The organism is Massilia sp. LXY-6 (genome assembly GCF_051233485.1).
Classification (GTDB): domain Bacteria; phylum Pseudomonadota; class Gammaproteobacteria; order Burkholderiales; family Burkholderiaceae_D; genus Telluria.
On sequence record NZ_JBKFGF010000001.1, the window covers coordinates 43,735 to 69,269 of the forward strand.

Below are 25,535 nucleotides of genomic sequence, written 5' to 3' on the forward strand. Positions count from 1 at the left end.
GAGAATGATAGTCCATTTTTATTCATTGGTCAGCGCGGCCAGGCTGCGTTCTAATAGAGGCATGAACAGCACGACAATTCCTCTTGCCGCCCGGCCGGGCCGCGCCGCGGCGGCGGTCTGCGTCGCCGCCGTGGCCGCGCTGGCGGTGGCCATGGGCATCGGCCGCTTCGCCTTCACGCCCCTGTTCCCGCTGATGGTCAGGGACGGGCTGATCGACAGCCATGCCGGCGCCATGCTGGCCGCCGCCAATTACCTGGGCTACCTGGCCGGCGCATTGGCATCGAGCCGCATGCGCGTCAAGCCGACGCTGCTGCTTGCGCTCGGCCTGCTCGGCACCGTGCTCATCACCGCGGCGGTCGGCTGGACCGCGTCGCTGTTCTGGTGGGCGGCGCTGCGTTTCCTGGCGGGCGTGATGAGCGCCTGGGTACTGGTCGCGACCAGCGCCTGGGGCCTCGGCTGGCTGGCCGCGCTCGGCCGTCCGGACCTGGCCGGGATCCAGTTTTCCGGGGTCGGCATCGGCATCGCCGCGGCCGGCCTGTTCTGCCTGCTGCTGGGGAGCACGCTGCCGTCGCCGCAGATGTGGATCGGCCTGGCGGCGCTGGGCGCGCTGGCGATCGTTCCGCCGCTGGTGCTGAGCCGCAGCCTGCCCATGCCCGTACCCGCGCCCGCGCCCGCGTCTGCGTCCGCCAGCCCCGCGCCCGCAGCCGGCCTCCCGTCCGCCGCGCCCCAGGCCACCTTCGGGCTGGTGGTCTGCTACACCCTGTTCGGCTTCGGCTACATCCTGCCCGCCACCTACCTGCCGGCGCTGGCGCGGCAGCTGGTGGACGACCCCGGCGTGTTCGGCCTGGCCTGGCCCGTGTTCGGCGCCGCCGCGGCACTCTCCACCATCATCGTCTCCTGGCGCCTGGCCGCGGCGAACCGCTTGGCGGTATGGGCGACGGCGCACGTGCTGATGGCGATCGGCGTCCTGCTGCCGGCGGTGTGGACCTCGCTGGCCAGCGTGACCCTGGCGGCGCTGCTGGTGGGCGGCACCTTCATGGTCATCACCATGACCGGCATGCAGGAAGCGCGGGCGCGCGCCGAAGGGCAGGCCACGCGCGTGCTGGGGCGCATGACGGCCGGCTTCGCGCTCGGCCAGCTGGCGGGTCCGCTGGCCAGCGCCGGCATCGCCCGTTTCACGGCCAACGAGGCGCAAGCCCTGCACCTGGCGCTGGCGCTGTCGGCGCTGGGACTGCTGGCGAGCGCCATCCATCTGTATCGTTATCGAAAGGGGAAACCATGAATTCGTCCGAGCAGTTCCTTGCACGGCTTGCCATCCGCTATCCGATCATCCAGGCGCCGATGGCCGGCGTGTCGACGCCGCGCCTGGCCGCAGCGGTGTCCGATGCGGGCGCCCTCGGCTCGCTGGGGCTGGGCTCCAGCACCGCGGCGCAGGCGCGCCGGATGCTCGAAGAGATGCGCGCCCTGACCGGCCGCCCCTACAACGCGAACGTGTTCTGCCATGTGCCGGCCGAGCGCGATGCCGCGCGCGAAGCGGCCTGGCTCGGCCACCTTGCGCCGCTGTTCGCCGACGCCGGCAGCGCGGCGCCGGCCTCGCTCGACGAAGTCTACAAGTCCTTCAACGACGACGAAGAGATGTTCCGGATGCTGCTCGAACTGCGTCCGGCCGTGGTCAGCTTTCATTTCGGCCTGCCGTCCAGCGAGCGCCTGGCCGCGTTCCACCAGGCCGGCGTGTTCACGATGGCCACCGCGACCAACCTGCGCGAAGCCCTGATCATCGAAAAGGCGGGCGTGAATGCGATCGTGGCGCAGGGCATCGAGGCCGGCGGCCACCGCGGCATGTTCGATCCGGATGAAAGCGACGAACGCCTGAGCACCTCGGTGCTGGTGCGCCTGCTAGTGAAAAAGACCGGCCTGCCGATCGTGGCCGCCGGCGGCATCATGGACGGCGCCGGCATCAGGGCGGCGCTGGACCTGGGCGCGGCGGCGGCGCAGCTGGGCACCGCCTTCATCCTGTGCCCGGAATCGTCGGCCAGCAGCGCGTACCGCGACAACTTGAAGAGCGAGCGGTCGGCGACCACGCGCTTGACCGCGGCGCTGTCGGGACGCCCGGCGCGCGGCATCGTCAACCGCCTGATCGCGCATGGCGAAGCACCGGGCAGCCCGCGTCCGGCAGCCTATCCGGTGGCGTACGACGCCGCCAAGCAGCTGCACGCGGCGGCCGCCAAGGCCGGCAACCACGAGTTCGCGGCGCACTGGGCGGGGCAGGGCGCGCCGCTGGCCCGCGAGATGTCGGCGGCGGAGATGGTGCGAACGCTGGTTGGCGAGCTGGAGAAATGAAAACGGCGGCCAGCGGCCGCCGTTAATGCACCGTCGTTCCCGCGGAGGCGGGAACCTAAGTTCTGCATGCGTTATGTTAGCGCCAGCAAACCTGGGTCCCCGCCTGCGCAGGGACGACGAGCGGGTATGCTTAGCGCAGTTCCTCGATCATCTTCTTCAGCTTCAGCGAATCCGCGCAGAACGCACGGATGCCCTCGGCCAGCTTCTCGGTCGCCATCGCGTCTTCATTCAGCATGAAGCGGAAGGTCTTCTCGTCGATCGCGATCTTTTCGATGTCCGCGGACTGGTCCGCCACCAGCTTGCGCTCGACGGCTTGTTCCGCGTCGGCCAGCTTCTGCAGCAGGTCCGGCGAAATGGTCAGCAGGTCGCAGCCGGCCAGTTCCAGGATCTGCGAGGTGTTGCGGAAGCTCGCGCCCATCACCTCGGTCTTGTAGCCGAACTTGCGGTAGTACTGGTAGATGCGCTTGACCGACTGCACGCCCGGATCGTCCGCGCCCTGGTAGTCGGTGCCGGTCGATTTCTTGTACCAGTCGTAGATGCGGCCGACGAACGGCGAGATCAGCTGCACGCCCGCGTCGGCGCAGGCGATGGCCTGGCACAGCGAGAACAGCAGGGTCAGGTTGCAGCGAATGCCGTCCTTTTCCAGGATCTCGGCGGCACGGATGCCTTCCCAGGTCGAGGCGATCTTGATCAGCACGCGCTCGCGCTTGATGCCGGCGGTTTCGTACAGGGCGATCAGTTCGCGGCCCTTGGCGACGGTTGCTTCGGTGTCGAACGACAGCGCGGCGTCGATCTCGGTCGAGACGCGGCCCGGCACGTATTTCAGGATCTCGACGCCGAAGGCGATCAGGAGGCGGTCGACGATCTCCTCGACCGAGGCGCCCTTCGATTCGGCGACGGCCTTTTCCAGCAGCGGACGGTATTCCGGCTTCTGGACAGCCTTCAGGATCAGCGATGGGTTGGTGGTCGCATCCTGCGGCGCGTAGGCCTTGATCGACTGGAAGTCGCCGGTGTCGGCCACCACGGTGGTGTACTGCTTGAGCTGTTCGAGTTGGTTCATGGTGCGTGAAGGATGGTTGGAGTCGAATTCCTGATTGTACCGGTTTGGACGGTTCTGACGGAAAATCAGCAGTCCGTCGCGTCCAGGAAAGCCGCAACCATCGCCTCCAGCCCGGCCTTGTCCTCGTCCGAGAAACGGTTCAGCGACGGGCTGTCGATATCGAACACACCGACCAGGCGACCGTCCTTGATCAGCGGGAGCACGATTTCCGACGCCGACGCCGAGTCGCAGGCGATGTGGCCCGGGAAGGCGTGCACGTCCGGCACCACGATGGTTTCGCGCTTGACCGCGGTGGTGCCGCAGACGCCGCGGCCGAAGGGGATACGGGCGCAGGCCGGCTTGCCCTGGAACGGGCCGACCAGCAGGTCCTGGCCTTCGCCGCGCTTGCTCGGCACGGTCAGGTAGAAGCCGGCCCAGTTCAGGTCGGCGAGGGTGTCGTAAACCAGGGCCGAGAACTGCGAGGCGTTGGCGGTGAGGTCGCGCTCGCCTTCGAGGACGCTGGCGACCTGGCGTACCAGCAGGTCGTAGTCGGGGCGGGTGCTGCGTTCGGGATTGATGTGCATGGCGATGGCGGTCAGGTTGACTGGTCGAAAAGCCGTATTTTACAAGCACCCTCGTCAGTCTTGCCTGAGCCGCTTGCACATCGCCGCTGCGTGCCGCGCCTGCTCAGGTGTCCGTGCCGGCGGCCCGCAGCATGCACTGGGAAAGCCGGTCGAAATGAAGGAGGGCGGCCTGGGTCAACTCGATCTGCTTGCGGCGCGTGTCTTCGGTGTCGGTCAGCATGATCCAGCCCTTCTCGCGCATGGATTTGAGCCGGCTGTGAACGGTCGCCGGCGCTGCCAGCTCATTCTTGGCCATCATGTCTCGCACCGACAAACGCTGCTGGTCCTGTTGGGCACGCGCTACGAGGGCGAGGATGCGTTCTTCCAGCGGATCGAGTTCCGGTAAGGACGGCAAGCCGCGCAAGGCCTCGGCAAGCTTTAAAAACCGCAGGTAAATATCGGCAGGACGAGTTTTCTTCATGGCTGAGTTTTTGCCCGAGAAAGCAGCGTTAGAGAGGATCCGGTTACTGTTGCGTCAAGCGCGTGCATTGTACTGCACCAATCCGATTGCTTCCTTAAGCTGCTGAAGCTGCGCGAGGCAAGTTTGCGCCAGACGGCGCAAGGCTTCCACGACAGGGTCTGCCGGTTCTGGCCATGCATGTAAAAGTACGCCGAGAAAAGTATCTTCAAACTGACGTAGCAGGTTCTCGCATCGGCTCCTGTTCGCGGCTTTATCAAACTTTATTTCTTTGACGCAGCACTCGAATGATGCACGACTGGCCTCGAGGTCCAGTTCAATTCCATGCATTCGGGCTGAAATCAGGTTGACGTCAATAATATGATAAAGAACAAGCATTGGTAAGTTCGAGTGATTTAACCGCTCTAATTGCTATAGCAGTTTATCCAGGAAAGTCATGGCCGGCAAGCATTTGTACTTAGGTTTCTTTCAATCTTGCAACTATTGTTGCGTGCTACTATGTGGTCTCGTTGTAAGCAGTAACAAAGAACATCGTAGAGCCAGAACATGAATCAGCCCGCATCACAATTCCGTCTTGACGGATACCTCATCGTGAGTACGATTTTCCTGCATGGCGGAATGATGGTGTTGAACGAGCTGTTTTTCCGCCAGGCAGAGTTCCTTCAAGGCATAGGCTGGATCTATCTGCCGGCCGGTACCCGGCTCCTGTGCACCTTGCTGTTCGGCCGTGCAGGATTGCTGGGCTTGCTCATCACGGGCTGGTTCGCCTGCTACTGGTATTACTTCCCGGGCGATGCCGTCCGTGCCACGACAGGGACGCTCGCGGGGGCGGTCGGCCCTTACCTGGTGTATCTCATCGCGCAGCGCACATTCGGATTGCAGTCCTCACTTGTGAACCTGACCCCGGGACGCCTGCTGATTTGCGCGGCCGGCTGTTCGATCGCCAGTCCCCTGCTGCATCACCTGTGGTTCTCGCTGCATGGCGACGATCACCTGCTGCCGGGTTTCCTTGTCATGTGCATCGGGGACCTGATCGGCACGCTGATCGTGCTCTACGCTGCCAAAGCGCTTCTTTCGCTGAAGCGCCCTGCCGGCGCAACATGAATCGGTCCCGAACCTGGCAGTGCGGGATTGCCGCGCGCTGCAATTTCTGAGCGCCGGTCAGGCGGCGGCCAGCTTCTTCAGGCTTGGGACGATCTCGTGCAGGCTCCCCACCTCGCAGGTGGGCACTGCCTCGGACGCGTTCGCCAGTTGGCCGGGGTTGAACCAGCAGCTGTCGATGCCGAAGCGGTTGGCGCCGAGGATGTCGGCATCGAGCCGGTCGCCGACGATCACGGTCTCATGTCTTGCAAAGGCGCGCGCCATCTTCGCGGCATAGTCGAAAAAGCGGCTGTCCGGCTTGGCGTAGCCGCAGGCTTCCGAGGTCGAGACGAAGGAGATGTGCTCGCGCAGGCCCGAGCTGGCGATGCGGCGCTGCTGGATGTGCTCGACGCCGTTCGTGATGATGCCGACCTCGCCGATGGCGCACAAGGCTTCGCAGACCTGCTTGGCGCCGTCGATCAGGACCACGGTGTCGGACAGCGATTCGAGGTACAGGTGGCTGGCCGCTTCCGGATCGAGCTCGAGGGCGTTCTGCGCAAAGCTGCGGCGGAAGCGCTCGACCTTCAGGAAGTCCTTCGACACGCTGCCCGCCTCGAACTCCTTCCACAGCGCCAGGTTGATGGCCTGGTATTGCGGAAACAGGTCGTCGATGCCCTCATGCAGGCCGAGTGCCTGCATGGTGCGTACGAAGGAAAGTTGTTCGGACGCCTTGAAGTCGAGCAGAGTGTCGTCGAGGTCGAACAGGAAAAGCGTGTGTTTCATGAAAGCGGATGTGATGGTTGGGCCGGCAAGGCCGCGTCGCGTTGCGGGCGCGCCAGCCAGCGGCGCATGCGGCCGCCAAGCTGGCGCTCGACCCCCGCATGAATGCACCAGCTGGTGGCGAGCAGCAGCGCCACCGTCAGCACCAGCGGGACGATCACCATGCCGGATGCACGATGCAGGCGTTCATACACCATGAAACCGAGGTTCTGGTGGATCAGGTATAGCGGATAGGTCAACGCCCCCGCATAATAAACGAAGGGCGAAGCCCTCATCCGGAACCGGCCAGTGGCGACCAGCCAGAACAGCGCGAAAATCACGGTCACCACGACGGCCCTGACCGCCAGCGTGCTCAGCGGTGCGGCGGCGGCGCCTTCGGGCGGGCGGTCCCACACCGTATAGTACTGCGCAAGGACGAACGCTGCGGCGAGCAGGGCGAGCCGAAACGGTGTGCTGCCATGCCTGCGCACCAGGTAGAACACGCTGCCGGCAACAAAGAAGGGCGCCCATTTTGCGTTCAACCAGAATTCCACCGGCCACATCGGCCGAACCGCGTTGACGGTGCTGACGAGCAGCCAGGCGGCCATCAGCTGTTCAAGCCGGGGCAGCAGGCCCAGGCGGATTACCAACCATACCAGGATATAGAACTGCACTTCACATCCGAGCGACCAGTAAGCGCCGTCGACGTAGGGCACGCCGAACCATTGCGGAATCATGGTGAGATTGACCAGGTAATCGTTCGACGACACCAGGAAGCGGCTGTCGCTAAGCAGCCATGCGGCCCCCGCAGTCAGGCTGGCAGCTGCCCACAGTCCGGGATACAGCCGCGATGCGCGTGAGGCAAGAAAGGCGCGCGGGGCCGCACCCTCGGCCGACATCATGATCACGAAGCCGCTGAGTACGAAAAACAGGTGCACGCCGAGGTAGCCATAACGGGCGAACGCTTCGACCAGAGGAAAGTGTACTCCCGGCATCAATTGGTGGCTCGGGCCGCGCGACAGAAAATGGAAGGCCAGCACGCTAATGCAAGCAATGCCGCGCAAGAAATCGAGTTCGTGGAAGCGGGGGCTGGAGGCGGTCATGTATGGGCCGGATGCCGCAAAGGCGGCAAAAATTCGCAGGATAGTTACTATTCTAAAGTATTTTCAAAATAGCAATCTATTTCAATCGTGCAGCCCGATTATGCAACTCAGCCGATAAAGGAATCGAACTGCATGTCGAACTCCTGCAGCGCCTTCTGCGCATTCTGCATCTTCTTGCGGAACTCCGGTCCGCGCTGCAGCGCCAGGCCGACCGCCAGCACGTCGATCACGACCAGGTAGGCAAGGCGCGCCGAGATCGGCGTGTAGGGGTCGATCGCGAACACCAGGTCGATCGGGATCAGGAGGCTGGCCATGTCCGACAGCGGGGTGCCGGACGGCGCCAGCACGATCACTTCGGCGCCGCCGCGGCGCGCCAGCTTCGCGGAGCGCACCAGCGAAGGGTTGTTGCCGCGCTGCGAGATCGCGACCACCACATCGCCCTCGTGCAGCAGGGCCGCGGCGATCGAGTGGATCGCCGGATCCGTGTAGGCGATGGTCGGCACGCCGGAGCGGAAGAACTTGTGCTGGGCGTCGGCGGCGACGAAGCCGGAGCTGCCCTGGCCGTAGAATTCGATCTTGTTGGCGCGCGACAGGATGTCCAGCGCCTTCTGGATCAGCTCCGGCTTGAGGTTGTTGCGCAGGTCGAGCAGGGTATTGATCGAGCGGCTGCAGATCTTGTTGACGAGGTCGGCGGCAAGGTCGTCCTGGGCCGGCTGTTCGCTGGCGCCGGGCAGGGCCAGCGCCAGGCCTTGCGCCAGCTTCAGCTTGAACTCGTGCCAGCCGTCGTAGCCGAGGGTGCGGCAGAAGCGCACCACGGTCGGCTCCGAGACCTGGGCGGCGCGCGCCAATGCCGTGATGTTCTGGTTGACCGTGGCGCTGGGCGACGCCAGCACGGCCAGCGCCACTTTGCGCTCGGACTTCGACAGCGAGTCGAGCTGGGTGCGGATGGAATCGAGCAGCACGGGTGGCAGGTCCTCAGTCTTCCGGCAGCGCTTCTTCGCGCCATTGCAGGCCGTCGCGGCCGATCAGGGCGCTGGACGCCGCCGGCCCCCATGTGCCCGAGGAATAAGGCACCGGCGAGGTGTCGTCCTGCTCCCAGTAGTCGAGGATGGGCTCGACCCAGTCCCAGGCCGCTTCCAGCTCGTCGCCGCGCATGAACAGGGTCAGCTGGCCGCGCAGGACGTCCAGCAGCAGCCGTTCGTAGGCTTCCATGCGCGGCGCCTTGAACTGCTCGCGGAAGTCGAGTTCGAGCTCGGCCTGCTTCAGGCGCATCGAATCGCCCGGGGTCTTGGCCATCAGGTTCAGCGACAGGCCTTCGTCCGGCTGCAGGCGGATCACCAGGCTGTTCGGCTGGAAGCTCGAGGTCGGCTGGTTGAAGATCGAGTGCGGAATCGGCTTGAAGCGCACGACGATCTCGGCCAGGCGGTCGGCCATGCGCTTGCCGGTGCGCAGGTAGAAGGGCACGCCGGCCCAGCGCCAGGTGTCGATCTCGGCCTTCATGGCGACGAAGGTCTCGGTCCTCGACTGCTTCGGCGCGCCCGGTTCGTCGCGGTAGCCCGGCACCGGTTGGCCGTCGACGTAGCCGGCGCGGTACTGGCCGCGCACGATGTTCTGCGACAGCGTGGTCGGGGTGAAGCGCTTCAGCGAGCGCAGCACCTGCAGCTTGGCGTCGCGCACCGCATCCGGCGCGATCGAGGTCGGCGGTTCCATGGCGACGATGCACAGCAGCTGCAGCAGGTGGTTCTGCAGCATGTCGCGCAGCGCGCCCGAGGTATCGTAGTAGCCGAGGCGGTTGCCGACGCCGATCTTCTCGGCGATGGTGATCTGCACGTCCGAGATCCATTCGCGGCGCCACAGCGGCTCGAACAGGATGTTACCGAAGCGCAGGGCCAGCAGGTTCTGTACGGTCTCCTTGCCCAGGTAGTGGTCGATCCGGTAGATCTGCGATTCGGCGAAGACCTTGCCGACGTCCAGGTTGATCTGCTTGGCCGACTCCAGGTCGCGTCCCAAGGGCTTTTCCAGCACCACGCGCGAATTCGCGGTCGCCAGGCCGCTGGCGGCCAGGTTGTCGCAGATCCTGGCGAACAGCGAGGGCGGCGTGGCCAGGTAGTAGACGCGGGTCAGCGAGTCATCCTTGCGAAGGGCTTCGGCGAGGCCGGCGTAGCTCTTCAGGTTGACGGCATCGACGGCCACCCAGGTGATGCGCTCCAGGAATTTCTTCCACGCGGCTTCGGCGACGCTTTCCTTGATGTGCGGCTTCGAGTTCGTCTCGACCATCTGCAGGAAGTCGGCCTGCGACATGTCTTCGCGGCCCACGCAGATGATGCGCGCGCTCGCAGGCAGGTCGTTGGCGACGTCACGGGCATACATCGCGGGCAGCAGTTTGCGCATCGCGAGGTCGCCGCTGCCGCCGAAGAAAACGAGATCGAAATCGGAAAGAGCCATGGAATATCTGATCGTAAGGAAGGGTGAGCTTGAATTGTAAATTTACTACACGATTATTGATTGCGCAAGTAAATCTACTACGTCAACGAGCGTTCCGGGAAAATATGGTGCCACATCGGTTTTATGCTTGGCGCGTAGGGTGGGCGGCCTCCGCCCACGCGTGACGCCGGCAAAATGCAAACGTCACGCGTGGGCACATGGTGCCCACCCTACGCACGATATTCGGGCATTTCGAGGCCAGCCACATCGACCCGGAACGCCAGCACCTTGCCGCTGTTCGGCAAGGCCGCCAGCTCTGCCGCCGGCCTGCCGCCGCAGGCGCTGGTCACGTACAGCGTGCGCAGGTCCGGTCCGCCGAAACAGACCGCGGTCGGGCACTTCACCGGCAGGTCGATCTGCTGCAGCAGTTCGCCGGTGGGCGACAGCTTCAGGATGCGGCCGCCTTCGTACATGGCGATCCAGTAGTTGCCTTCGCTGTCGATGGCGGCGCCGTCCGGACGGCCGCCATAGGTGCCGCTGGTCTTGTCGGCGTCGAAACTGACCAGGTTGCGGCGGTTCGTCTGCGTGCCGGTGGCCAGGTCGTAGTCGTAGACGTCGATGCGGTGGCTGGTGGTGTCGGCGTGGTACATGGTCTTCGCGTCCGGAGACCAGGCCAGGCCATTCGAATTGGTCATGCCGCCGCGCCAGGCCAGGCGCAGGTCGCCCTTGTCCAGGATATACATTTCGGCCTTGTCCTGGTCGCGCGGTTCGTAGATGGTGCCGACCCAGAAGCGCCCGGCCGGGTCGACGCGGCCGTCGTTGAAGCGCATCAGCTTCGTATCGTAGGGCGCCGGCGCGATGTCGTCGACTTCGCCGCTGCTCGTGTTCAGGTAGACGAAGCCGTTGCGGGTGGAAACGACCAGGTTGTTGTCGACGTCCGGCGCGATTGCCGACGGCTCGCTCGCCATCTTCCACGCCGAGTACTTGCCGCTGGCCGGGTGCAGGCGGTGCACGGTGAAGCCGGGGATGTCGACCCAGTACAACGCCGATTCGACCGCGTGCCAGACCGGGCATTCGCCGGTCTTCATCGCTTCGTCGTGCACGATCACGAATTGTTCGGTTTTCATGGACAGTCTCCCGTTCAGATGGCGGCCTTGGCGCGCGCGATCAGTCCGTTGGTCGAGCTGTCGTGCAGGGCCGGCTGCGCTTCGCCGTTGAGTTCCGCTTCGATCTTCTTGGCCAGCACCTTGCCCAGTTCGACGCCCCACTGGTCGTAGCTGTTGACGTCCCACAGCGCGCCCTGGACGAAGACCTTGTGCTCGTACAGCGCGATCAGGGCGCCCAGCGTGGCCGGGGTCAGGTACTCCATCAGGATCGTGTTGCTGGGGCGGTTGCCCGGGAAGGTCTTGTGCGGTACCAGGCGTTCGATCTCGTCAAGCGGCTGGCCGGCCAGGTCCTGGCGCACCTCGTCCGCGGTCTTGCCCTTCATGAAGGCTTCCGACTGGGCGAAGCAGTTGGCCAGCAGGGCCGCGTGGTGCTCGTGGAACTCGTGGGCCGGGCGCAGCGCGGCGATGAAGTCGATCGGGGTGATGTCGGTGCCCTGGTGCAGCAGCTGGAAGTAGGCGTGCTGGCCGTTGGTGCCGACGTCGCCCCAGATCACCGGGCCGGTTTCGTAGTCGGTGATGGTGTCGCCGGCGCGCGTGACGCGCTTGCCGTTGCTTTCCATGTCGAGCTGCTGCAGGTAGGCCGGGAAGCGGTTCAGGTCCTGGTGGTAGGGGGCGATCGAGACCGAGGTGCAATCCAGGAACTCGCGGTTCCAGAAGCCGACCAGGCCCAGGATCATCGGCAGGTTCTGCTCGATCGGGGCGCTGCGGAAGTGCTCGTCCATCGCATGCGCGCCGGCCAGGAGGTCGCCGAAGTAGCCGAAGCCCACGCTCAGCGCGACCGGCAGGCCGATCGCCGACCACACCGAGTAGCGGCCGCCGACCCAGTCCCAGAACGGGAACATGTTGGCCGGGTCGATGCCGAAGGTCTTGATCGCCTCGACGTTGGTCGACACGGCGACGAAGTGCTTGGCCAAGGCTTCTTCAGGCGCCTGCTGCAGGAACCAGGCGCGCGCGGTGTTCGCGTTCATCATGGTCTCGGCCGTGGTGAAGGTCTTGGAGGCGATGATGAACAGGGTGGTTTCCGGATTCACGCGCGACAGTGCGGCGTCCATGTCGTGGCCGTCGACGTTCGAGACGAAGTGCATGCTCAGGCGCGGATGGGCGAACTGGCGCAGCGCCAGGCAGACCATCTTCGGGCCGAGGTCGGAACCGCCGATGCCGATGTTGATGACGTCCGTGATTTCCTTGCCGGTATGGCCGCGCCAGGCGCCGTTGCGGACGCTGTCGCTGAAGGTCTTGATGCGGTCCAGCACGCCGTGCACGTCGGCGCTGATGTCCTGGCCGTCCAGCGTGAACGGGCGGTTAGCCGGGGCGCGCAGGGCGGTGTGCAGGACGGCGCGGTTTTCGGTCAGGTTGATCTTCTCGCCGGCAAACATGGCGTCGCGCAGGCGCTCGACGCCGCGCGCGCGCGCGAGCTGTGCCAGCAGTTCAAGCGTGCGCCCGTCCAGACGGTTTTTTGAATAGTCTAGAAACAGCCCGGCGGCTTCGACGGACAGGCGCTCGAAGCGCTGCGGATCCTGTGCGAACAGCTCGCGCATCTGCCATTCCCTGGCCTGGGCGGCATGGTTGCGGAGCGACTGGTAGCTGGGGACGGTAGTAAGAAGAGGTTGGCGCATGAGTAATGGACGGTATGATGTCATTTTGTGCAGATTATCGAATCATACAGGAAGCGGGCGTAAAATCACTACAAAATGTGGGTGCGGATGCGTGGGCACGGGGTGCCCACCCTACGGTAGGCGCGATTGATGCCCCCAGCATCAATCACCCCCGTGCCCACGATCGCCACCCGCAAATTCCCGAAGGGCTTCATATGAAAAGCGGGGCGCTGAGATGCGCCCCTTCATATTTCGTAGTAAAATTTCAGAAATCCAATTCATAAGGAACGATCATGGCGGTGCATCCCGTAGTAGACAAGGTGACCCAACGCATCATCCAGCGTAGCCGGCCGTCGCGCCAGGCTTACCTGGCGCATCTGGACGCCGCGCGCGTGCAAGGCGTGCAGCGCGGAACGCTGGCATGCACGAACCTGGCGCACGGCTTCGCGGCGTTCCCGGCCAACGACAAGCTCAAGCTGCGCGAACAGAAGCAGCCGTCGGTGGCCATCGTTTCTTCGTACAACGACATGCTGTCGGCGCACCAGCCGTTTGAGTATTTCCCGAAAGTGATCAAGGACGCGGTGCGCGAAGTCGGCGCCGTGGCCCAGTTCGCCGGCGGCGTGCCGGCCATGTGCGACGGCGTCACGCAAGGCCAGCCGGGCATGGAACTGTCACTGTTCTCGCGCGACACCATCGCCATGTCGACCGCGGTCGCGCTGTCGCACAATATGTTCGACGCCAGCCTGTACCTGGGCATCTGCGACAAGATCGTCCCGGGCCTGCTGATCGGCGCGCTGCACTTCGGCCATATCCCGGGCATCTTCGTGCCGGGCGGCCCGATGACCACCGGTATCTCGAACAAGGAAAAGGCCGCGGTGCGCCAGCGCTACGCCAAGGGCCTGGCCACGCGCGAGGAGCTGCTCGAGGGCGAGGCCCAGGCTTACCACGGCGCCGGCACCTGCACCTTCTACGGCACCGCCAACAGCAACCAGATGCTGATGGAGATGATGGGCCTGCACCTGCCGGGCGCGGCCTTCATCACGCCGGGCACCCCGCTGCGCGACGCGCTGACCCGCGCCGCCGCCCAGCGCGCGGTCAAGATCTCGCAGCAGGGCGGCGAATACATGCCGATCGGTCACATCGTCGACGAGAAGAGCATCGTCAACGCGATCGTCTCGCTGCACGCGACCGGCGGCTCGACCAACCACACGATGCACCTGATCGCGATCGCACGCGCGGCCGGCATCGTGGTCGACTGGAACGACTTCGACGAGCTGTCGAAAGTGGTGCCGCTGCTGGCGCGCGTCTACCCGAACGGCGACGCCGACGTGAACCATTTCCAGGCCGCCGGCGGTCCGACCTTCGTGATCCGCGAACTGCTGGATGCCGGCCTGGCCCACGAGGACGTCAACACCATCCTCGGCCGCGGCCTGCGCGCCCACTGCAAGGAGCCGTTCCTGGACGGCGAGCAGGTGGTCTGGAAGGACTTGCCTGAGCAGAGCGGCGACGAGAGCGTGCTGCGCAAGCACACCAATCCGTTCAGCGACAACGGCGGCCTGATCCTGGTGCAGGGCAACCTGGGCCGCGCGGTGATGAAAATCTCGGCGGTCAAGAAGGAACACCACATCGTCGAGGCGCCGGCCTTGACCTTCGATTCGCAGGAAGATTTCATGCATGCCTACAAAGCTGGCGGCCTGAACCGCGACTTCGTCGCCGTGATCCGCTTCCAGGGCCCGCGCGCGAACGGCATGCCGGAACTGCACGCGCTGACCCCGGCGCTGTCGAACCTGCAGGACGCCGGCTACCACGTGGCGATGGTCACCGACGGCCGCATGTCGGGCGCCTCCGGCAAGGTGCCGGCGGCGATCCACGTGTCGCCGGAAATCCTGGCCGGCGGTCCGCTGGGCCTGGTGCGCGACGGTGATATCATCCGTGTCGATGCGACCGAGGGCACGCTCGAGGCGCTGGTGCCGGCCGACGTGTGGGCCGCGCGCAAGATGGCCACGGCCGACCTGAGCAAGAGCCATATCGGGATGGGCCGCGAGCTGTTCGAGGTGTTCCGCAAATCCGTCACCGCGGCCGAGGAGGGCGCCGCCCACTTCCCGCTGCCGTCGCCGATCGACACCACGATTCCGTTGCACGAAGGCATTGATAGCGGTGAGATCATGCCGGGTTCCGATGAAGATTTCCTGTTTCGCAAATCCAAGTAAGTGAGCACAACGATGAGTACTGATATGAACCTGCTCGACATCATGCGTTCGGCCGTCGTGATCCCGGTGATCGCGATCGACGATCCGGACCACGCCGTCCCCCTCGCCAAGGCCTTGGTCGCCGGCGGCATCCGCGTGCTCGAAGTAACCTTGCGCACCAGGCACGGCCTGGAGGCGATCCGCGCGATGGCCCAGGTGGAAGGTGCGATCGTCGGCGTCGGCACCCTGACCCAGCCGGAGGAATTCGCCGCCTCGCGCGATGCCGGAGCAAGGTTCGGCGTGTCGCCGGGCCTGACCCCGGCCCTGATCGAGGCAGCGAAAAAGAGCGGCCTGCCGCTGCTGCCGGGCTGCATGACCCCGTCCGAAGTGATGGTGGCGCGCGAAGCCGGCTTCAAGCAGCTGAAGCTGTTCCCGGCCGTGCCGGCGGGCGGCGTCGGCATGCTGAAGGCGATTGCCGGCCCGCTGCCGGACGTGAGCTTCTGCCCGACCGGCGGCATCTCGATCGAGACCGCCCCGCAGTTCCTGGCCCTGAAGAACGTTGCTTGCGTCGGCGGCTCCTGGCTCACCCCGCTTGATGCCATCAAGGCCGGCGACTGGGGCCTGATCACCGACCTGGCCAAGGCCGCATCCAGCCTGCGCGCCGCCGCTTAAGGTCGGCCCGGGGCCGCATGGCGCGCGGGCTGACCGTGGGGGAGATCGCGATGGCGTCGCTGCTGTTCGGCGGCGCCATCGACTACACGCGCGTGCGGGTCCACGACCGCCGCTACCTGCCGCTGGTGCAGCCGAAGAACTGCGCCATGACCCCGAACGGCAGCATGTACTTCCACCGTTCCTGTTTCCTCCCCGACTACAGCCTGGGCAAGCCGACCGTCATCCACTGGTTCATGCACGAGATGGTACACGTCTGGCAGCACCAGCTCGGCTACCCGGTGCGGCTGCGCGGTGCCATCCGCATCAAGCTGTCCTACCACTACGCGCTGCGCGAAGACGCGACCCTGGCCGACTACAACATGGAAGCCCAAGGCGACCTGCTGGCCGACTACTTTGCGCTGAAGTTCATGCGTCATCCGCGCATCATGCGACAGCACCGCCACGCGCACGAGCTAGCCTTGTACGAGCAGGTGCTGGCGGGTTTTCTGGCCGATCCGGCGGACCGCGAGAATCTGCCGCGGGGCGGGGCGCGCAAACTGGCATTTCGTCGTCCCCGCATTTAATCACGTCGTTCCCACCCGGCGCCCTATGCGCGCTGGCGCTCACGCTGGTCCCGGCGGCTGACGCCCAAGCCCGTATCGGCGCTGCCGAGGTCCGCGAAGGACCGCGCGGCGGTCCGTGCTTTACCATCAGCCCGCGCGAAGAACGCGAGGGGACGCCCGATTTCCACGCCGTGACCTCTCGGACGGGCAGCGCATGCTGTGGAAGACGACCATGCCGCCCGAACGCACCTTCCCCTCAGCTTCTCGATGTGCGTGCCCTACGGCGGCTAAGTCGCGTCGCTGCCGCGCACCCGGGCGGCAGCGCCGGAAGCCGGCAAGGTCTACTACCTGCGCATCGACGCCCGGCCCGGCAAGACCTCCAGTACCGCCCAGCCCTACGAGGCGCGCTTCTGCCTGGCGAAGCAGAGCGACGGCAGCGCGGTCGTGCACCAGATCTGGGACGGCGAGCGGCCGGGCAAGCGGCTGTTCGGCTGCCTGCCGCCGGGGAGTGAATTACGCCTCGCTGCGGCCGCTGCCCTCGCGGTCGCCCGTCTCTCCGTCGATCGTCATGCGCACATCGCCGCACAGGCGGCCGCCGGTGAACTGGCTCATGGGCGTCTCCTTGAGTGCTTACTTGCCTGCTTACTTGCGCTCAGTCCTGTGCATGATGCCATTATCGGGGTCGACGTGGAACCATGGCAGCTTTTTCCGCTTGCTCATGCGTTCTCCGATGCGCTCAAGGAGCCAGGCCAGTCCGAGGAAAGGCAATGCCATCAAGGTCGATAGAAGAAGGACACTGAGAACAGGCGCGCGCAGCCAGACGATACAGCTCAGCGCATAGACGCCGCCGGCAAGGATGGTGATCAGGTACAGAAGACGTCCTGAGCACCGGAGCAGGGTGCCCGCCATGCTTCTAGGTATTGAACATGTCCCGATGGATGCGCCACTCGCCTGCGGTTTTGCGCCAGACGATCAGGTAGCGGCCCTGGGCCGCAAGGACCCGCTCACCACCCGGGAGCATTGCATCGAGCTCGAAATTGCCGATCTCGGTGGCTTGCGCATCATCGCCGTCCACCTCGTTCGTGGTAAAGCGTGCGCCGACGATGCCCTTGTCGAAGCTGCCGGCGAAGAATGCGGCGATCGCGTCGCTGCTGGCGCATGCAGGCCCGCCTTGCGGGATCAAGCGCGCATCCTCGGTGTACAGCGATGCGGCACCGCTGGCATCGCGCGCCGAGACGGCCTCGGCAAGGCGATCTTGCGCTGCCTGGATCTCATCTTTCAAAGCCATACCATGTCCTTTCAATAGCTAGCCTCAACCGCGCCGTGCGGCCTCGATCGCCGCCACGTCGATCTTCCCCATCGTCATCATCGCCTCGAAGGCACGCTTGGCCACCGCCGGATCGGGATCGGCGATCGCTTCGGACAGCACGCGCGGCGTGATCTGCCACGACAGGCCCCATTTATCCTTGCACCAGCCGCACACGCTTTCCTGGCCGCCGTTCTGCACGATCGCATTCCATAAACGGTCGGTTTCTTCCTGGTCCTCGGTTGCGATCTGGAAGGAAAACGCCTCGCTGTGCCTGGCGCCGGGGCCGCCATTCAGGCCCAGGCAAGGGATGCCGGCCACCGTAAACTCGACCGTCAGCACATCGCCTTGCTTGCCGGCGGGGTAATCGCCCGGTGCCTGGTGGACGGCCTTGACTGCGCTGTCCGGAAAGGTCGCGGCGTAGAACTTCGCCGCATCCAGTGCATCGCCGTTGAACCACAGGCAAATCGTGTTCTTGCTGACCATTTTCATCTCCTCAGAGTAGGAAAATGCCGGCAGGGTAGCCAGGCTCTTGTGTTATTGTCGTCAACACTTCATGGCACGCCAGTCTAGCAGCCTGGCGCCCGGTAAGGCACTGTAAGTTCTTGCAGGTTCGATGCTGCGCCTGATCTGAGGACCGGGCCGGCCGCAAAATGCCGAAGGGCGGCGCGCATCCGTTAAAATGGCGGCATTTTTCACCTTCACCAACATCATGACCCAGGACGAACTCAAGCAGGCCGTGGCCCGCGCCGCCATCGACTACGTGGTCGACGGCGAAATCATCGGCGTCGGCACCGGCTCGACCGCCAATTACTTCATCGACGAACTCGGCAAGATCAAGCACCGCATCAAGGGCGCGGTCGCGTCGTCGGAAACCACCGCCGCGCGCCTGCGCAGCCACGGCATCGAGGTGCGCGACCTGAACGAGGTCGAGTCGATCTCGGTCTACGTCGACGGCGCCGACGAGATCGACGCTTCCGGCGCGATGATCAAGGGTGGCGGTGCCGCCCTGACGCGCGAGAAGATCGTCGCTTCCGTGTCGAAGAGCTTCGTCTGCATCGCCGACGGCTCCAAGCTGGTGCAAACCCTGGGCAAGTTCCCGCTGCCGGTCGAAGTCGTGCCGATGGCGCGCGCGGCCGTGATGCGCAAGCTGGCCAGCCTGGGTGGGCAGCCGCGCCTGCGCACCAAGCCGGGCAGCGAGGAAGCCTTCGTCACCGACAACGGCGGCCACATCATCGACGTGGCCGGCCTGTCGATCACCGACCCGGTGGCGCTCGAAACGGAGATCAACCAGATCGTCGGCGTGATCGCCGTCGGCCTGTTTGCCCAGCGCGGCGCCAACGTCTGCCTGCTGGGCATGGCGGACGGCGTCAAGACCCTGAGCTTCTGAGGTCGGAGAGCGGCATGAAACGTGGTTTCGTCCTGATGCCGCTCGCCGTGCTGCTGGGCGGCTGTGCCTGGTTCCACAAGCCGGTGCCGCCCGCGACTGCCGCGGCGGCACCGGCCCCGGCCAGGCCCGCCGGCCTGGTGGACGCGGACGGCACGCCGATCCAGAAGCTGCCGTTCCGCCTCGGCGTCTCCTCCAATACCGTCGAGAAGTTGGCGAAGCAGCAGGCCTGCACAGGCAGGCAGGGTGCCGGCCTGGTCACCGAGCCGGGGCCGGTCGAGGTCTACCGTATCCAATGCGATAACGGCAAGGTGTTCATGGCGCGCTGCGAGATGCGCCAGTGCCGTCAGATGTAATCATTCAATCCGCGTTCGCGGGAGCGTTATCGCTCCCTCATCATCATTGTCTGCTTTGCGCCGCAGTGCGTGGGCAGATCCCTGTTTCAAGCGTGCGCCTGCAGACTTTTGCAGTGCACCATGCTATCGTTGTCTTGACATAACTTTACGCATTCTTACAGTTTATTTGCAATTTGAGCAGGTGTTTACCCCTAGAATTTTCGTATCGTCTTCCATGCAAGGTCGGAGCAATATGAAACAAGCGGGTAATCACTCCATCGGGCTCGATGCCTGGCGTAACCGTAGCGGCAACCCCGCATTCGTCATGCCCTTCAGCGTGCCGGAACCATCAACGCTCGATGCCATCCGCCGCGCGGCGCCGGCCGCGCAGGCGCCGCTGGTCGATCCCGCCTTGCTGCGGCGGGCCGACAAGATCCTCTTCATCGCCCACCTCGCCCTCGGAGATTTTACTTACCTGCAAAGCTGCTTCCAGGCCTTTGCGCGGGCGTGGCCGCACCTGAAGATCCACCTCTGGGTCGACGAACGCCGCCGCACCAGCCGTTCGTCGGAGTGGGAACATCTCAGGAAATATGCGCTGTACGACTGGCTGGCCGAGTGTCCGTACATCGACAAGGTCTACGACGAAACCTACAGCCCGCAACTGTACCGCGAGTCGCTGGAGGAAGCGCGCCAGGAAGATTATCCGGTCGTGGTCTCGCTCGCCGTGCTGGAGCGCCACAAGTACGCCAGCCTGGCGCGCAGCATCAGCCCGCACGGCTTCGTGGTCGGGCAGAAGAAGCATGTCCGGCCCTACGATATCGCCAAGCGCCTCGTCTACCGCAAGCTGGACGCCTTCATCCCGGCCTATACGCCGCATCCGGACCAGCACATCAGCGACATCTACGCCGGCTGGTTCACCCAGCTGTTCGGCATGGAGATCCCGTCGGCCGCACGCTTCCCCGTCCTCGATATCGCCGACAGGTGGATCGACTATGCGCGCACGCAGTTCGCCGACTGGGGCTTCGTGCGCGCCGACGGCAAGCCGTCCCGCGTCGTGTTCGTCAACGCATTTTCCAAGTCGGTCGAACGCAGCTGGCCGCTCGAACGGGTCATCGGGCTGATCCGGACCATGCGCTGCGAGCCGGACTGGCGCGAGGCCGGCTTCATCGTCAACGTCGTGCCCGAGGAACTGGCGCGTGCCCGCGAACTGTTCGCCGGCGCGGCGCTGGAGCGGACCCACCTGTTCAGCGCCGAAGACAATTTTTTCCAGCTGCCGGCCATCCTCAGCCTGTGCGAGCTCATCATTTCAGTGGAGACGGCGGTAATGCACCTGGCCAACGCGGTGCATGTGCCGGTGATTGCGCTGATGCGGCAAAATAACCCGGAATGGGCGCCGATCGACAGGACCAACAGCACCGTGATCACGACGCCGCGGCACGGGGATTGGGTCGATAAAATTGGCGTGCAGGATGTGATGGCCGCGCTGGCGCCGCCCAAGCGGCCCTGAGGCGCCTACGACGAGGCCGTCCGTGCCCGGTTGCGGCGGTCGACGAGCGTCCAGGCGCTAGGGTAGTCGAGCCGGTAGCTAGACTGCACGCCACGCATTCTTTCCCACAGCGTTCGCGGCTGCAGCAGCAGGGCCTGCGGCATCCGCTGGCCTTGCGTCAGGAACTGGCGCCGGCCTCCCGCCACGCTGGCGCCATATCCTCCATCCTGGCATTGCCACCAGCCGGTTGCGGGACAGATCTCGCCCGCCGATGCGGTGTCGCCCGGTTTGGAAGCCGGCGGCGGTGCGGGTTTTGCCGGCGGCGGCGCGCCTGTTGGGCGGACCCGGATGCTGGCCGATATCCTGTCCCACAACTGGACCAGGGCTTCTTCGCCGAGGAAGCTGATGACGGGCCGCGCGCCGGCATTGACGGGATGGCCGGTCGACATTTCGAGGTGCATGAAAGGAACGAAGACATTGTCGCTTGTTCCGTTCACTTCCCAATTGAAACCAAAGGTATGTACGAAATTGAGTTCAGTCCATTTTTCGGCTACTTCGTCGCCCTCGATCCCGTGAATGGTTCGCTTGCCTTTCCTTAATTTATTCATGAGCGCCCGCTGCCACGTGGGCATCGCCGCATCGACAGCGGTATCTCGTTCCAGCCGGCCTTCCGTGTCGGGTTTCGTCCCGGCGCGGGTGTTGAGCGCCATCGCGAGATCGGGATGATCCGGAAAGCCGGCGAACATCACTACGCCCTCTGTAAGATCGGCTGGTAAAGGGTCGACAAACATGCCAAGCCCGAAGCAGAACCCTGCTGCCGTGGGAATTTCTTCTGAAGGAAGCAAGCGGAGCTTGTCCATGAGCTTCCGCAGGTTTCCTGTCAGGGCCAGGTCGTAGCCGTCTGTCTTGAAGCTGAAGCTCCTGCCTTGGGAATGAACGTAGGCTTCCAGTTTCACATCGACCCACTCCATCGATTTACCGTGTTCTTGCCCCTTTGTTATCTGGCGGCCGAATACGAAAATCTTTCCTGTAAAGCCATTATTTTCATAATCTTCGATCTTCTCCAAATTCTTTTTGCCAAGCTCGTTTGGTTCGGCAGCAATTTCCGCTTGCCTCGCCAATACACGGGCTTCAAATGCCTGCCTCGTTTCTTCTTGTCCAGAAACCCAGAGTCCATCTACAAACACCTGGCCGTAGGAATTCTCCATGGATTCGGGCAAATCGATGAGGAACCTCCCGACACAAGCCGTTTTCATATGTTGTGTCAGCTGCGTGATTGTGTACTGATCCATCATCGAACTCCCTATTCCATACAACAGAAAGACCCCGTAGAGTGCCGCCAAGACACCAATCACTGGATTTGACTTTTTGCTTCCCTTATCCATGTTTATCCAGTTCCTGGACAACTTTGACGATGCAGTAGCAAGTCAACAGGATGGTGTCATGGTGTTTGTAGCTTTCCTGATGGCGATAGCCGCGCGTGGCGAACAACTGCTTCACTTTGCCGGCTGGCCCCGCACCGGAATGAAGCGATACTGTGTCGTCGCCGGCTGAATCTTGTGGCTCCACAGAAAAAATAAGATCGGCCTTGCCTTCAAGGCTGAGCTTTCGTGCGCCGTTCGGTTCATGGGCCAGATATCTGGCACCCTGTATGTTCGCAGGCGTTACCGGAGCCGCCGCGCCCTTGGTCGATTGATGTGCCACCCACCGAATTTGGCCATAGGCGGGATGCATCTTGTCGGCGCCGTAGTAAGCAAAAGTGGCAGGGTGATAATAATCCGCCAGCCAGGCGTGAAATGCCTCGGCGGCAGCGATGGCATTTCTTATTTTCTTTATCGCTCCTCCGGCTTTGTTGGCATACAGGTCGGCAGGGTCGGCCAAATCAGGATTGATCAGCCTGTACCAGGAGCTCATATCCCGGTACAGATCGTAAGGATTGGCTTGTGATTCGTTCGGCAGGTGCAGGCAATCGTTAACCGTTTCCTGCCGCTGACCTGCAGCCGGACTCGTAATGACCCTGACGTGCAGCCAGGGTTTCGGATGAAGCTGATTCGGCAGCAATTCCAGCGCGCCGGGCGCTACCGACAAGACGGGCGTCGTGTCTTCGGGGCGTCTCCCGGCGATGTCGGCGAACTTGCCAGCCTTGTAGTTGTCGACCCCATCGCTTCCCGGGTTCTCGCATTCCGTCCCGCATGCCAGGCGGCGGTAGGCCAGCGGCGCCCCCAACGCCGGCATGACGCCGTGAACGATGCCTGCGATCTTGTCGGGAATGCGCTTCGCACAAGCGCGGGCGACCAGGCCGCCCATGGAATGGGTGACGAGAATGACCTTGTCGCATTCATGCTTGCGAGTCCGCCACCACGTGAGGATCTCGTCGATACGCCGCTCCAATCGTGTGGCCGATTCGCTGCAGGATTGAAGCCAGTTATAGCCACAGGCGTAGATCGGGTATTGGTACTCGGCATATTTTTCCAGCTCGCTTTCCGTCAGCGGCGCCACCGAGCGCACACCCCAGCGCTGCAAGGGATCGCTCTGCATTGCCTGCATGACTTCTTTCCAGCGAGCGCGTATATGCCGCTTGTTGAGCATGTCGAATTGAAACGTCGTTTCCAGATGGCTCTGCAGTTCGAACAACAAACTGCCATAGGAGCCATTGAAGATTTCACCCCAGCCGCGCTCACGCATGACGCTGCGCTCGATATGGCAATTGGCAATATCCAACTCGCCCGAGCCGTCGACTTCCACAAAATCCGGGTGAAGGATGAGCTGGCGCTCTTTCGGACTGCGCTTTTTCCAATCAGCCGCATCCATCAGGGCAGCCGCATCGTTATTCGGCGGTCGCCAAGCCGGTTCGCCAGGCTTTAGTGGATAGCCCGGTGGCAACGGTACATCTCGCCTGATACGCAGATTCGTTCCCATAGTTCCCGGAATAAATATGACCGGAACAACTTTGTTAGAACCTTTGTACACCAGGCCCCGTGTCCTGAAACTGGTCGGCGTCAGCACAGTGCGCACATGAAGGCTGCCGTCCTCATTAATTACGGGATCTTTTAAACGTCGCAATGGATCTGCCATTCCTTGCCCTTCGCAGTATCAATCTGAGAAAGACAGACGCTCGGGCCTCCTGTTCGGTTCCGGGCAACATAAAGCGCACGATAGATCGTAGGCAAAGGATGACTTACGCGATGTGCAGTGCACAAATTTATTGCGTCGTGACCAGTTTTAGCCGAAATATTGCAAGAGAAACTAGGTGCGAATCTATTGGACGAACTGGGGCAAAGTAGTAAGCGCGTTAAAACAGCGTTGCCGCCTGGCGGCGGAACGGCGGAAATGGCGGAAAGGCAGGAGAGCGTCAGGCGGCGCAGGACACGCCGCCCGGAGGAAGGAAAAGCGGTCAGGCGGTCGGCGGCACGTAGCCGGCCGCTTCGTCGGCGCCTTCACCGAAGAAATGGCGCTCCATCTGGGTCGCCAGGTATTTGCGGGCGCGGGCGTCGGCCATGTTCAGGCGGTTTTCGTTGATCAGCATGGTCTGGTGCTTCAGCCAGCCCTGCCACGCTTCCTTCGACACGCTTTCGTAGATCCGCTTGCCCAGTTCGCCCGGGTAGGGGGGGAAGTCCAGGCCTTCGGCTTCCTTGTTCAATTTGATGCAATGGACGGTGCGCGCCATGTTGTTGCTCCTGAATGGTCTTCGAAAAGCGTCAATTATAAAGGGAGCGGGAACCTGCTGCGCTTCTCGCTTCCCTTACAAGGTCTTGATGAAAATCTGCGAGCGGCGCTGCCAGTTATACATGTGGGCGCGGTCCTTCGGCAGGTCGTCGACCGTGGCGGGCACGAAGCCGCGCTTCTTGAACCAGTGCGCGGTGCGGGTGGTCAGCACGAACAGCCTGGTCAGGCCGGCGGCCTTGGCGCGGTTTTCGATGTTCTTCAGGATGCGTTCGCCGTCGCCCTGAGTCTGCGCGTCCGGGCTCACGGTCAGGCAGGCCATCTCGCCCATCTTCTCGCCGGGGAAGGGGTACAAGGCCGCGCAGCCGAAGATCACGCCGTCGTGCTCGATCACGGAGAAGTGGTCGATCTCGCGTTCGATCAGTTCGCGCGGGCGCTTGACCAGGGTGCCGTCGGCTTCCAGCGGCTCGATGAGCTTGATAATTCCGCCGACGTCCTCAATTGTGGCCTGTCGCAGGCTTTCCAGGTTTTCGTGGCTGATCATGGTGCCCACGCCGTCGTGGGTGAACAGCTCGAGCAGGGCCGAGCCGTCCAGCTGGAAAGGCACGATGTGCGAGCGGTCGACGCCACTGTGGCAGGCCTTGATGGCATGCTGCAGGTAGAACGAGGCGTCGGCGGGCAGGAAGCCTGCCTGCAGCACGGCTTCGGCCTGGTGCGACGAGAGTTCGCGGATCTCGGCGCCGGCGGCATCCGTCATCATGGGAGTCTCCGTGATGAAGATGAGCTTTTCGGCATGCAGGGCGATCGCAGCGGCCGAGGCCACGTCTTCCATGGTCAGGTTGAACACTTCGCCGGTGGGCGAGAAGCCGAGCGGCGACAGCAGCACGATATTGTCTTCGGTCTGCAGGATCGGATGGATCTTCTCGGCCGCGATCTTGCGCGTGACGCCGGTCAGCTCGAAATCGATGCCGTCGATGACGCCGACCGGGCGCGCGGTCACGAAGTTGCCCGAGACGATGCTGATGTGGGCGTTCGACATCGGCGTGTTCGGCAAACCCTGGCTGAAAGCCGCTTCGATGTCCAGGCGCAGTTCGCCGGCTGCTTCCTTCGCGCATTCCAGGGCGGCGGTGTCGGTGATACGCACGCCGTTGTGGAAGCGTCCCTCGACGTTGCGCAGCCCGAGCTGCTCGGCGACCTGGGGCCGCGAGCCGTGTACCAGCACGATGCGAATGCCGAGGCCGACCAGCAGCGACAAGTCCTGGGCCAACACCGGCAGGGCGCCGGCGGCGACGAGTTCACCGGGGAAGGCGACGACGAAAGTCTTGCCACCGAATGCATGAATATACGGCGCGACCGAGCGCAGCCACTGGACGAATTGGGTAGGGTTTTCCATTTGCCGCATTATAAT

The 25,535-nt window shown here is 63.8% G+C and carries 26 protein-coding genes; 9 read left to right on the top strand and 17 right to left on the bottom strand.

All coding sequences use genetic code 11. The features are described 5' to 3' along the window. The first annotated feature begins 61 nt into the window (after nt 1-61). Both ACI48D_RS00185 and ACI48D_RS00190 read left to right on the top strand, forming a co-directional pair. Nucleotides 62-1,282, top strand: a complete 1,221-nt coding sequence (locus ACI48D_RS00185; protein ID WP_435569182.1) for a YbfB/YjiJ family MFS transporter — start codon at nt 62-64, stop codon at nt 1,280-1,282. Further along, complete coding sequence (locus ACI48D_RS00190) at nt 1,279-2,340, top strand: NAD(P)H-dependent flavin oxidoreductase (RefSeq protein WP_435569183.1); 1,062 nt, start codon at nt 1,279-1,281, stop codon at nt 2,338-2,340. The genes ACI48D_RS00185 and ACI48D_RS00190 overlap by 4 nt, the downstream gene beginning before the upstream one ends. Before the next feature lie 130 nt (nt 2,341-2,470). On the opposite strand, the gene tal is transcribed toward ACI48D_RS00190, so the two are convergent. From tal to ACI48D_RS00210, 4 genes are all read right to left on the bottom strand, one after another. Next, on the bottom strand, nt 2,471-3,400 hold the full coding sequence (tal, locus tag ACI48D_RS00195; protein WP_435569184.1) for a transaldolase: 930 nt from the start codon (nt 3,398-3,400) through the stop codon (nt 2,471-2,473). Between the two features lie 65 nt (nt 3,401-3,465). Then, a complete protein-coding gene (locus ACI48D_RS00200; protein ID WP_435569185.1) occupies nt 3,466-3,963 on the bottom strand; it encodes a GAF domain-containing protein in 498 nt (165 codons plus the stop codon). Between the two features lie 103 nt (nt 3,964-4,066). Continuing rightward, nucleotides 4,067-4,423: a winged helix-turn-helix domain-containing protein gene (locus ACI48D_RS00205; protein ID WP_435569186.1), complete on the bottom strand. Its 357-nt coding sequence runs from the start codon at nt 4,421-4,423 to the stop codon at nt 4,067-4,069. 54 nt (nt 4,424-4,477) lie between these two features. Continuing rightward, on the bottom strand, nt 4,478-4,798 hold the full coding sequence (locus ACI48D_RS00210) for a hypothetical protein (protein ID WP_435569187.1): 321 nt from the start codon (nt 4,796-4,798) through the stop codon (nt 4,478-4,480). 168 nt (nt 4,799-4,966) lie between these two features. Between ACI48D_RS00210 and ACI48D_RS00215 the strand changes: the two genes are divergently transcribed. After that, entirely contained in the window at nt 4,967-5,524 is a 558-nt protein-coding gene (locus tag ACI48D_RS00215; RefSeq protein WP_435569188.1) for a hypothetical protein, read from the top strand. A 57-nt stretch (nt 5,525-5,581) separates the two neighbouring features. Here ACI48D_RS00215 and ACI48D_RS00220 read toward each other — a convergent pair whose 3' ends face one another. From ACI48D_RS00220 to pgi, 6 genes are all read right to left on the bottom strand, one after another. After that, entirely contained in the window at nt 5,582-6,283 is a 702-nt protein-coding gene (locus ACI48D_RS00220; RefSeq protein ID WP_435569189.1) for a YjjG family noncanonical pyrimidine nucleotidase, read from the bottom strand. Beyond that, complete coding sequence (locus ACI48D_RS00225; protein ID WP_435569190.1) at nt 6,280-7,362, bottom strand: acyltransferase family protein; 1,083 nt, start codon at nt 7,360-7,362, stop codon at nt 6,280-6,282. Before ACI48D_RS00225 ends, ACI48D_RS00220 begins: the two co-directional genes overlap by 4 nt. A gap of 107 nt (nt 7,363-7,469) precedes the next feature. Beyond that, nucleotides 7,470-8,324 (bottom strand): SIS domain-containing protein, encoded by an 855-nt coding sequence (locus tag ACI48D_RS00230; protein ID WP_435569191.1) that lies wholly within the window; start codon nt 8,322-8,324, stop codon nt 7,470-7,472. 13 nt (nt 8,325-8,337) lie between these two features. Beyond that, nucleotides 8,338-9,807: a glucose-6-phosphate dehydrogenase gene (gene zwf, locus ACI48D_RS00235; protein ID WP_435569192.1), complete on the bottom strand. Its 1,470-nt coding sequence runs from the start codon at nt 9,805-9,807 to the stop codon at nt 8,338-8,340. Nucleotides 9,808-10,016: 209 nt separating this feature from the next. After that, entirely contained in the window at nt 10,017-10,913 is an 897-nt protein-coding gene (locus ACI48D_RS00240) for an SMP-30/gluconolactonase/LRE family protein (RefSeq protein ID WP_435569193.1), read from the bottom strand. Between the two features lie 14 nt (nt 10,914-10,927). Beyond that, entirely contained in the window at nt 10,928-12,568 is a 1,641-nt protein-coding gene (gene pgi, locus ACI48D_RS00245; RefSeq protein ID WP_435569194.1) for a glucose-6-phosphate isomerase, read from the bottom strand. A gap of 272 nt (nt 12,569-12,840) precedes the next feature. On the opposite strand from pgi, the gene edd reads away from it, so the two are divergent. Genes edd through ACI48D_RS00260 form a run of 3 tightly spaced genes read left to right on the top strand, consistent with a single transcriptional unit; the run spans nt 12,841 to nt 15,971 of the window. After that, nucleotides 12,841-14,757 (top strand): phosphogluconate dehydratase, encoded by a 1,917-nt coding sequence (gene edd / locus ACI48D_RS00250; protein ID WP_435569195.1) that lies wholly within the window; start codon nt 12,841-12,843, stop codon nt 14,755-14,757. A gap of 24 nt (nt 14,758-14,781) precedes the next feature. Next, nucleotides 14,782-15,408 carry a bifunctional 4-hydroxy-2-oxoglutarate aldolase/2-dehydro-3-deoxy-phosphogluconate aldolase gene (eda, locus tag ACI48D_RS00255; RefSeq protein WP_435569343.1) on the top strand — a complete coding sequence of 209 codons (627 nt, stop codon included), beginning with the start codon at nt 14,782-14,784 and terminating at the stop codon, nt 15,406-15,408. A 17-nt stretch (nt 15,409-15,425) separates the two neighbouring features. Then, the gene (locus ACI48D_RS00260) at nt 15,426-15,971 is read left to right on the top strand and encodes a Rhs element Vgr protein (protein WP_435569196.1); all 546 of its coding nucleotides are present in this window, start codon (nt 15,426-15,428) and stop codon (nt 15,969-15,971) included. A gap of 621 nt (nt 15,972-16,592) precedes the next feature. Here the strand turns inward: ACI48D_RS00260 and ACI48D_RS00265 are convergent. Genes ACI48D_RS00265 through ACI48D_RS00275 form a run of 3 tightly spaced genes read right to left on the bottom strand, consistent with a single transcriptional unit; the run spans nt 16,593 to nt 17,742 of the window. Next, nucleotides 16,593-16,859 (bottom strand): hypothetical protein, encoded by a 267-nt coding sequence (locus tag ACI48D_RS00265; protein ID WP_435569197.1) that lies wholly within the window; start codon nt 16,857-16,859, stop codon nt 16,593-16,595. 4 nt (nt 16,860-16,863) lie between these two features. Continuing rightward, a complete protein-coding gene (locus ACI48D_RS00270) occupies nt 16,864-17,238 on the bottom strand; it encodes a YybH family protein (RefSeq protein WP_435569198.1) in 375 nt (124 codons plus the stop codon). A 24-nt stretch (nt 17,239-17,262) separates the two neighbouring features. Further along, nucleotides 17,263-17,742, bottom strand: a complete 480-nt coding sequence (locus ACI48D_RS00275; RefSeq protein WP_435569199.1) for a VOC family protein — start codon at nt 17,740-17,742, stop codon at nt 17,263-17,265. 226 nt (nt 17,743-17,968) lie between these two features. Between ACI48D_RS00275 and rpiA the strand changes: the two genes are divergently transcribed. From rpiA to ACI48D_RS00290, 3 genes are all read left to right on the top strand, one after another. Beyond that, nucleotides 17,969-18,646: a ribose-5-phosphate isomerase RpiA gene (gene rpiA / locus ACI48D_RS00280; protein ID WP_435569344.1), complete on the top strand. Its 678-nt coding sequence runs from the start codon at nt 17,969-17,971 to the stop codon at nt 18,644-18,646. A gap of 14 nt (nt 18,647-18,660) precedes the next feature. Beyond that, a complete protein-coding gene (locus tag ACI48D_RS00285; RefSeq protein ID WP_435569200.1) occupies nt 18,661-18,999 on the top strand; it encodes a hypothetical protein in 339 nt (112 codons plus the stop codon). A gap of 232 nt (nt 19,000-19,231) precedes the next feature. Beyond that, the gene (locus ACI48D_RS00290; RefSeq protein WP_435569201.1) at nt 19,232-20,485 is read left to right on the top strand and encodes a glycosyltransferase family 9 protein; all 1,254 of its coding nucleotides are present in this window, start codon (nt 19,232-19,234) and stop codon (nt 20,483-20,485) included. A gap of 5 nt (nt 20,486-20,490) precedes the next feature. Here ACI48D_RS00290 and ACI48D_RS00295 read toward each other — a convergent pair whose 3' ends face one another. The 4 genes from ACI48D_RS00295 to argA all read right to left on the bottom strand — a co-directional run bounded on the left by ACI48D_RS00295 (nt 20,491) and on the right by argA (nt 25,529). Continuing rightward, a complete protein-coding gene (locus ACI48D_RS00295; protein ID WP_435569202.1) occupies nt 20,491-21,849 on the bottom strand; it encodes a T6SS immunity protein Tli4 family protein in 1,359 nt (452 codons plus the stop codon). Next, the gene (locus ACI48D_RS00300) at nt 21,842-23,539 is read right to left on the bottom strand and encodes a lipase family alpha/beta hydrolase (protein ID WP_435569203.1); all 1,698 of its coding nucleotides are present in this window, start codon (nt 23,537-23,539) and stop codon (nt 21,842-21,844) included. Before ACI48D_RS00300 ends, ACI48D_RS00295 begins: the two co-directional genes overlap by 8 nt. Nucleotides 23,540-23,858: 319 nt before the next feature. Further along, on the bottom strand, nt 23,859-24,131 hold the full coding sequence (locus tag ACI48D_RS00305; RefSeq protein ID WP_047823576.1) for an oxidative damage protection protein: 273 nt from the start codon (nt 24,129-24,131) through the stop codon (nt 23,859-23,861). A gap of 75 nt (nt 24,132-24,206) precedes the next feature. After that, complete coding sequence (gene argA / locus ACI48D_RS00310) at nt 24,207-25,529, bottom strand: amino-acid N-acetyltransferase (protein ID WP_435569204.1); 1,323 nt, start codon at nt 25,527-25,529, stop codon at nt 24,207-24,209. Between the last annotated feature and the right edge of the window lie 6 nt (nt 25,530-25,535).

What these genes read in the sequence shown, in the direction of transcription:
- ACI48D_RS00260 (WP_435569196.1), top strand. Translation starts at nt 15,426, where the DNA reads ATGGCGCGCGGGCTGACCGTGGGGGAGATCGCGATGGCGTCGCTGCTG.
- ACI48D_RS00220 (WP_435569189.1), bottom strand. Translation starts at nt 6,283, where the DNA reads ATGAAACACACGCTTTTCCTGTTCGACCTCGACGACACTCTGCTCGAC.
- zwf (WP_435569192.1), bottom strand. Translation starts at nt 9,807, where the DNA reads ATGGCTCTTTCCGATTTCGATCTCGTTTTCTTCGGCGGCAGCGGCGAC.
- ACI48D_RS00270 (WP_435569198.1), bottom strand. Translation starts at nt 17,238, where the DNA reads ATGGCTTTGAAAGATGAGATCCAGGCAGCGCAAGATCGCCTTGCCGAG.
- argA (WP_435569204.1), bottom strand. Translation starts at nt 25,529, where the DNA reads ATGCGGCAAATGGAAAACCCTACCCAATTCGTCCAGTGGCTGCGCTCG.
- ACI48D_RS00200 (WP_435569185.1), bottom strand. Translation starts at nt 3,963, where the DNA reads ATGCACATCAATCCCGAACGCAGCACCCGCCCCGACTACGACCTGCTG.
- rpiA (WP_435569344.1), top strand. Translation starts at nt 17,969, where the DNA reads ATGACCCAGGACGAACTCAAGCAGGCCGTGGCCCGCGCCGCCATCGAC.
- pgi (WP_435569194.1), bottom strand. Translation starts at nt 12,568, where the DNA reads ATGCGCCAACCTCTTCTTACTACCGTCCCCAGCTACCAGTCGCTCCGC.
- ACI48D_RS00225 (WP_435569190.1), bottom strand. Translation starts at nt 7,362, where the DNA reads ATGACCGCCTCCAGCCCCCGCTTCCACGAACTCGATTTCTTGCGCGGC.
- ACI48D_RS00295 (WP_435569202.1), bottom strand. Translation starts at nt 21,849, where the DNA reads ATGGATAAGGGAAGCAAAAAGTCAAATCCAGTGATTGGTGTCTTGGCG.
- tal (WP_435569184.1), bottom strand. Translation starts at nt 3,400, where the DNA reads ATGAACCAACTCGAACAGCTCAAGCAGTACACCACCGTGGTGGCCGAC.
- ACI48D_RS00265 (WP_435569197.1), bottom strand. Translation starts at nt 16,859, where the DNA reads ATGGCGGGCACCCTGCTCCGGTGCTCAGGACGTCTTCTGTACCTGATC.
- ACI48D_RS00185 (WP_435569182.1), top strand. Translation starts at nt 62, where the DNA reads ATGAACAGCACGACAATTCCTCTTGCCGCCCGGCCGGGCCGCGCCGCG.
- ACI48D_RS00240 (WP_435569193.1), bottom strand. Translation starts at nt 10,913, where the DNA reads ATGAAAACCGAACAATTCGTGATCGTGCACGACGAAGCGATGAAGACC.
- ACI48D_RS00285 (WP_435569200.1), top strand. Translation starts at nt 18,661, where the DNA reads ATGAAACGTGGTTTCGTCCTGATGCCGCTCGCCGTGCTGCTGGGCGGC.
- edd (WP_435569195.1), top strand. Translation starts at nt 12,841, where the DNA reads ATGGCGGTGCATCCCGTAGTAGACAAGGTGACCCAACGCATCATCCAG.
- ACI48D_RS00305 (WP_047823576.1), bottom strand. Translation starts at nt 24,131, where the DNA reads ATGGCGCGCACCGTCCATTGCATCAAATTGAACAAGGAAGCCGAAGGC.
- ACI48D_RS00210 (WP_435569187.1), bottom strand. Translation starts at nt 4,798, where the DNA reads ATGCTTGTTCTTTATCATATTATTGACGTCAACCTGATTTCAGCCCGA.
- eda (WP_435569343.1), top strand. Translation starts at nt 14,782, where the DNA reads ATGAACCTGCTCGACATCATGCGTTCGGCCGTCGTGATCCCGGTGATC.
- ACI48D_RS00290 (WP_435569201.1), top strand. Translation starts at nt 19,232, where the DNA reads ATGAAACAAGCGGGTAATCACTCCATCGGGCTCGATGCCTGGCGTAAC.
- ACI48D_RS00190 (WP_435569183.1), top strand. Translation starts at nt 1,279, where the DNA reads ATGAATTCGTCCGAGCAGTTCCTTGCACGGCTTGCCATCCGCTATCCG.
- ACI48D_RS00275 (WP_435569199.1), bottom strand. Translation starts at nt 17,742, where the DNA reads ATGGTCAGCAAGAACACGATTTGCCTGTGGTTCAACGGCGATGCACTG.
- ACI48D_RS00300 (WP_435569203.1), bottom strand. Translation starts at nt 23,539, where the DNA reads ATGGCAGATCCATTGCGACGTTTAAAAGATCCCGTAATTAATGAGGAC.
- ACI48D_RS00215 (WP_435569188.1), top strand. Translation starts at nt 4,967, where the DNA reads ATGAATCAGCCCGCATCACAATTCCGTCTTGACGGATACCTCATCGTG.
- ACI48D_RS00205 (WP_435569186.1), bottom strand. Translation starts at nt 4,423, where the DNA reads ATGAAGAAAACTCGTCCTGCCGATATTTACCTGCGGTTTTTAAAGCTT.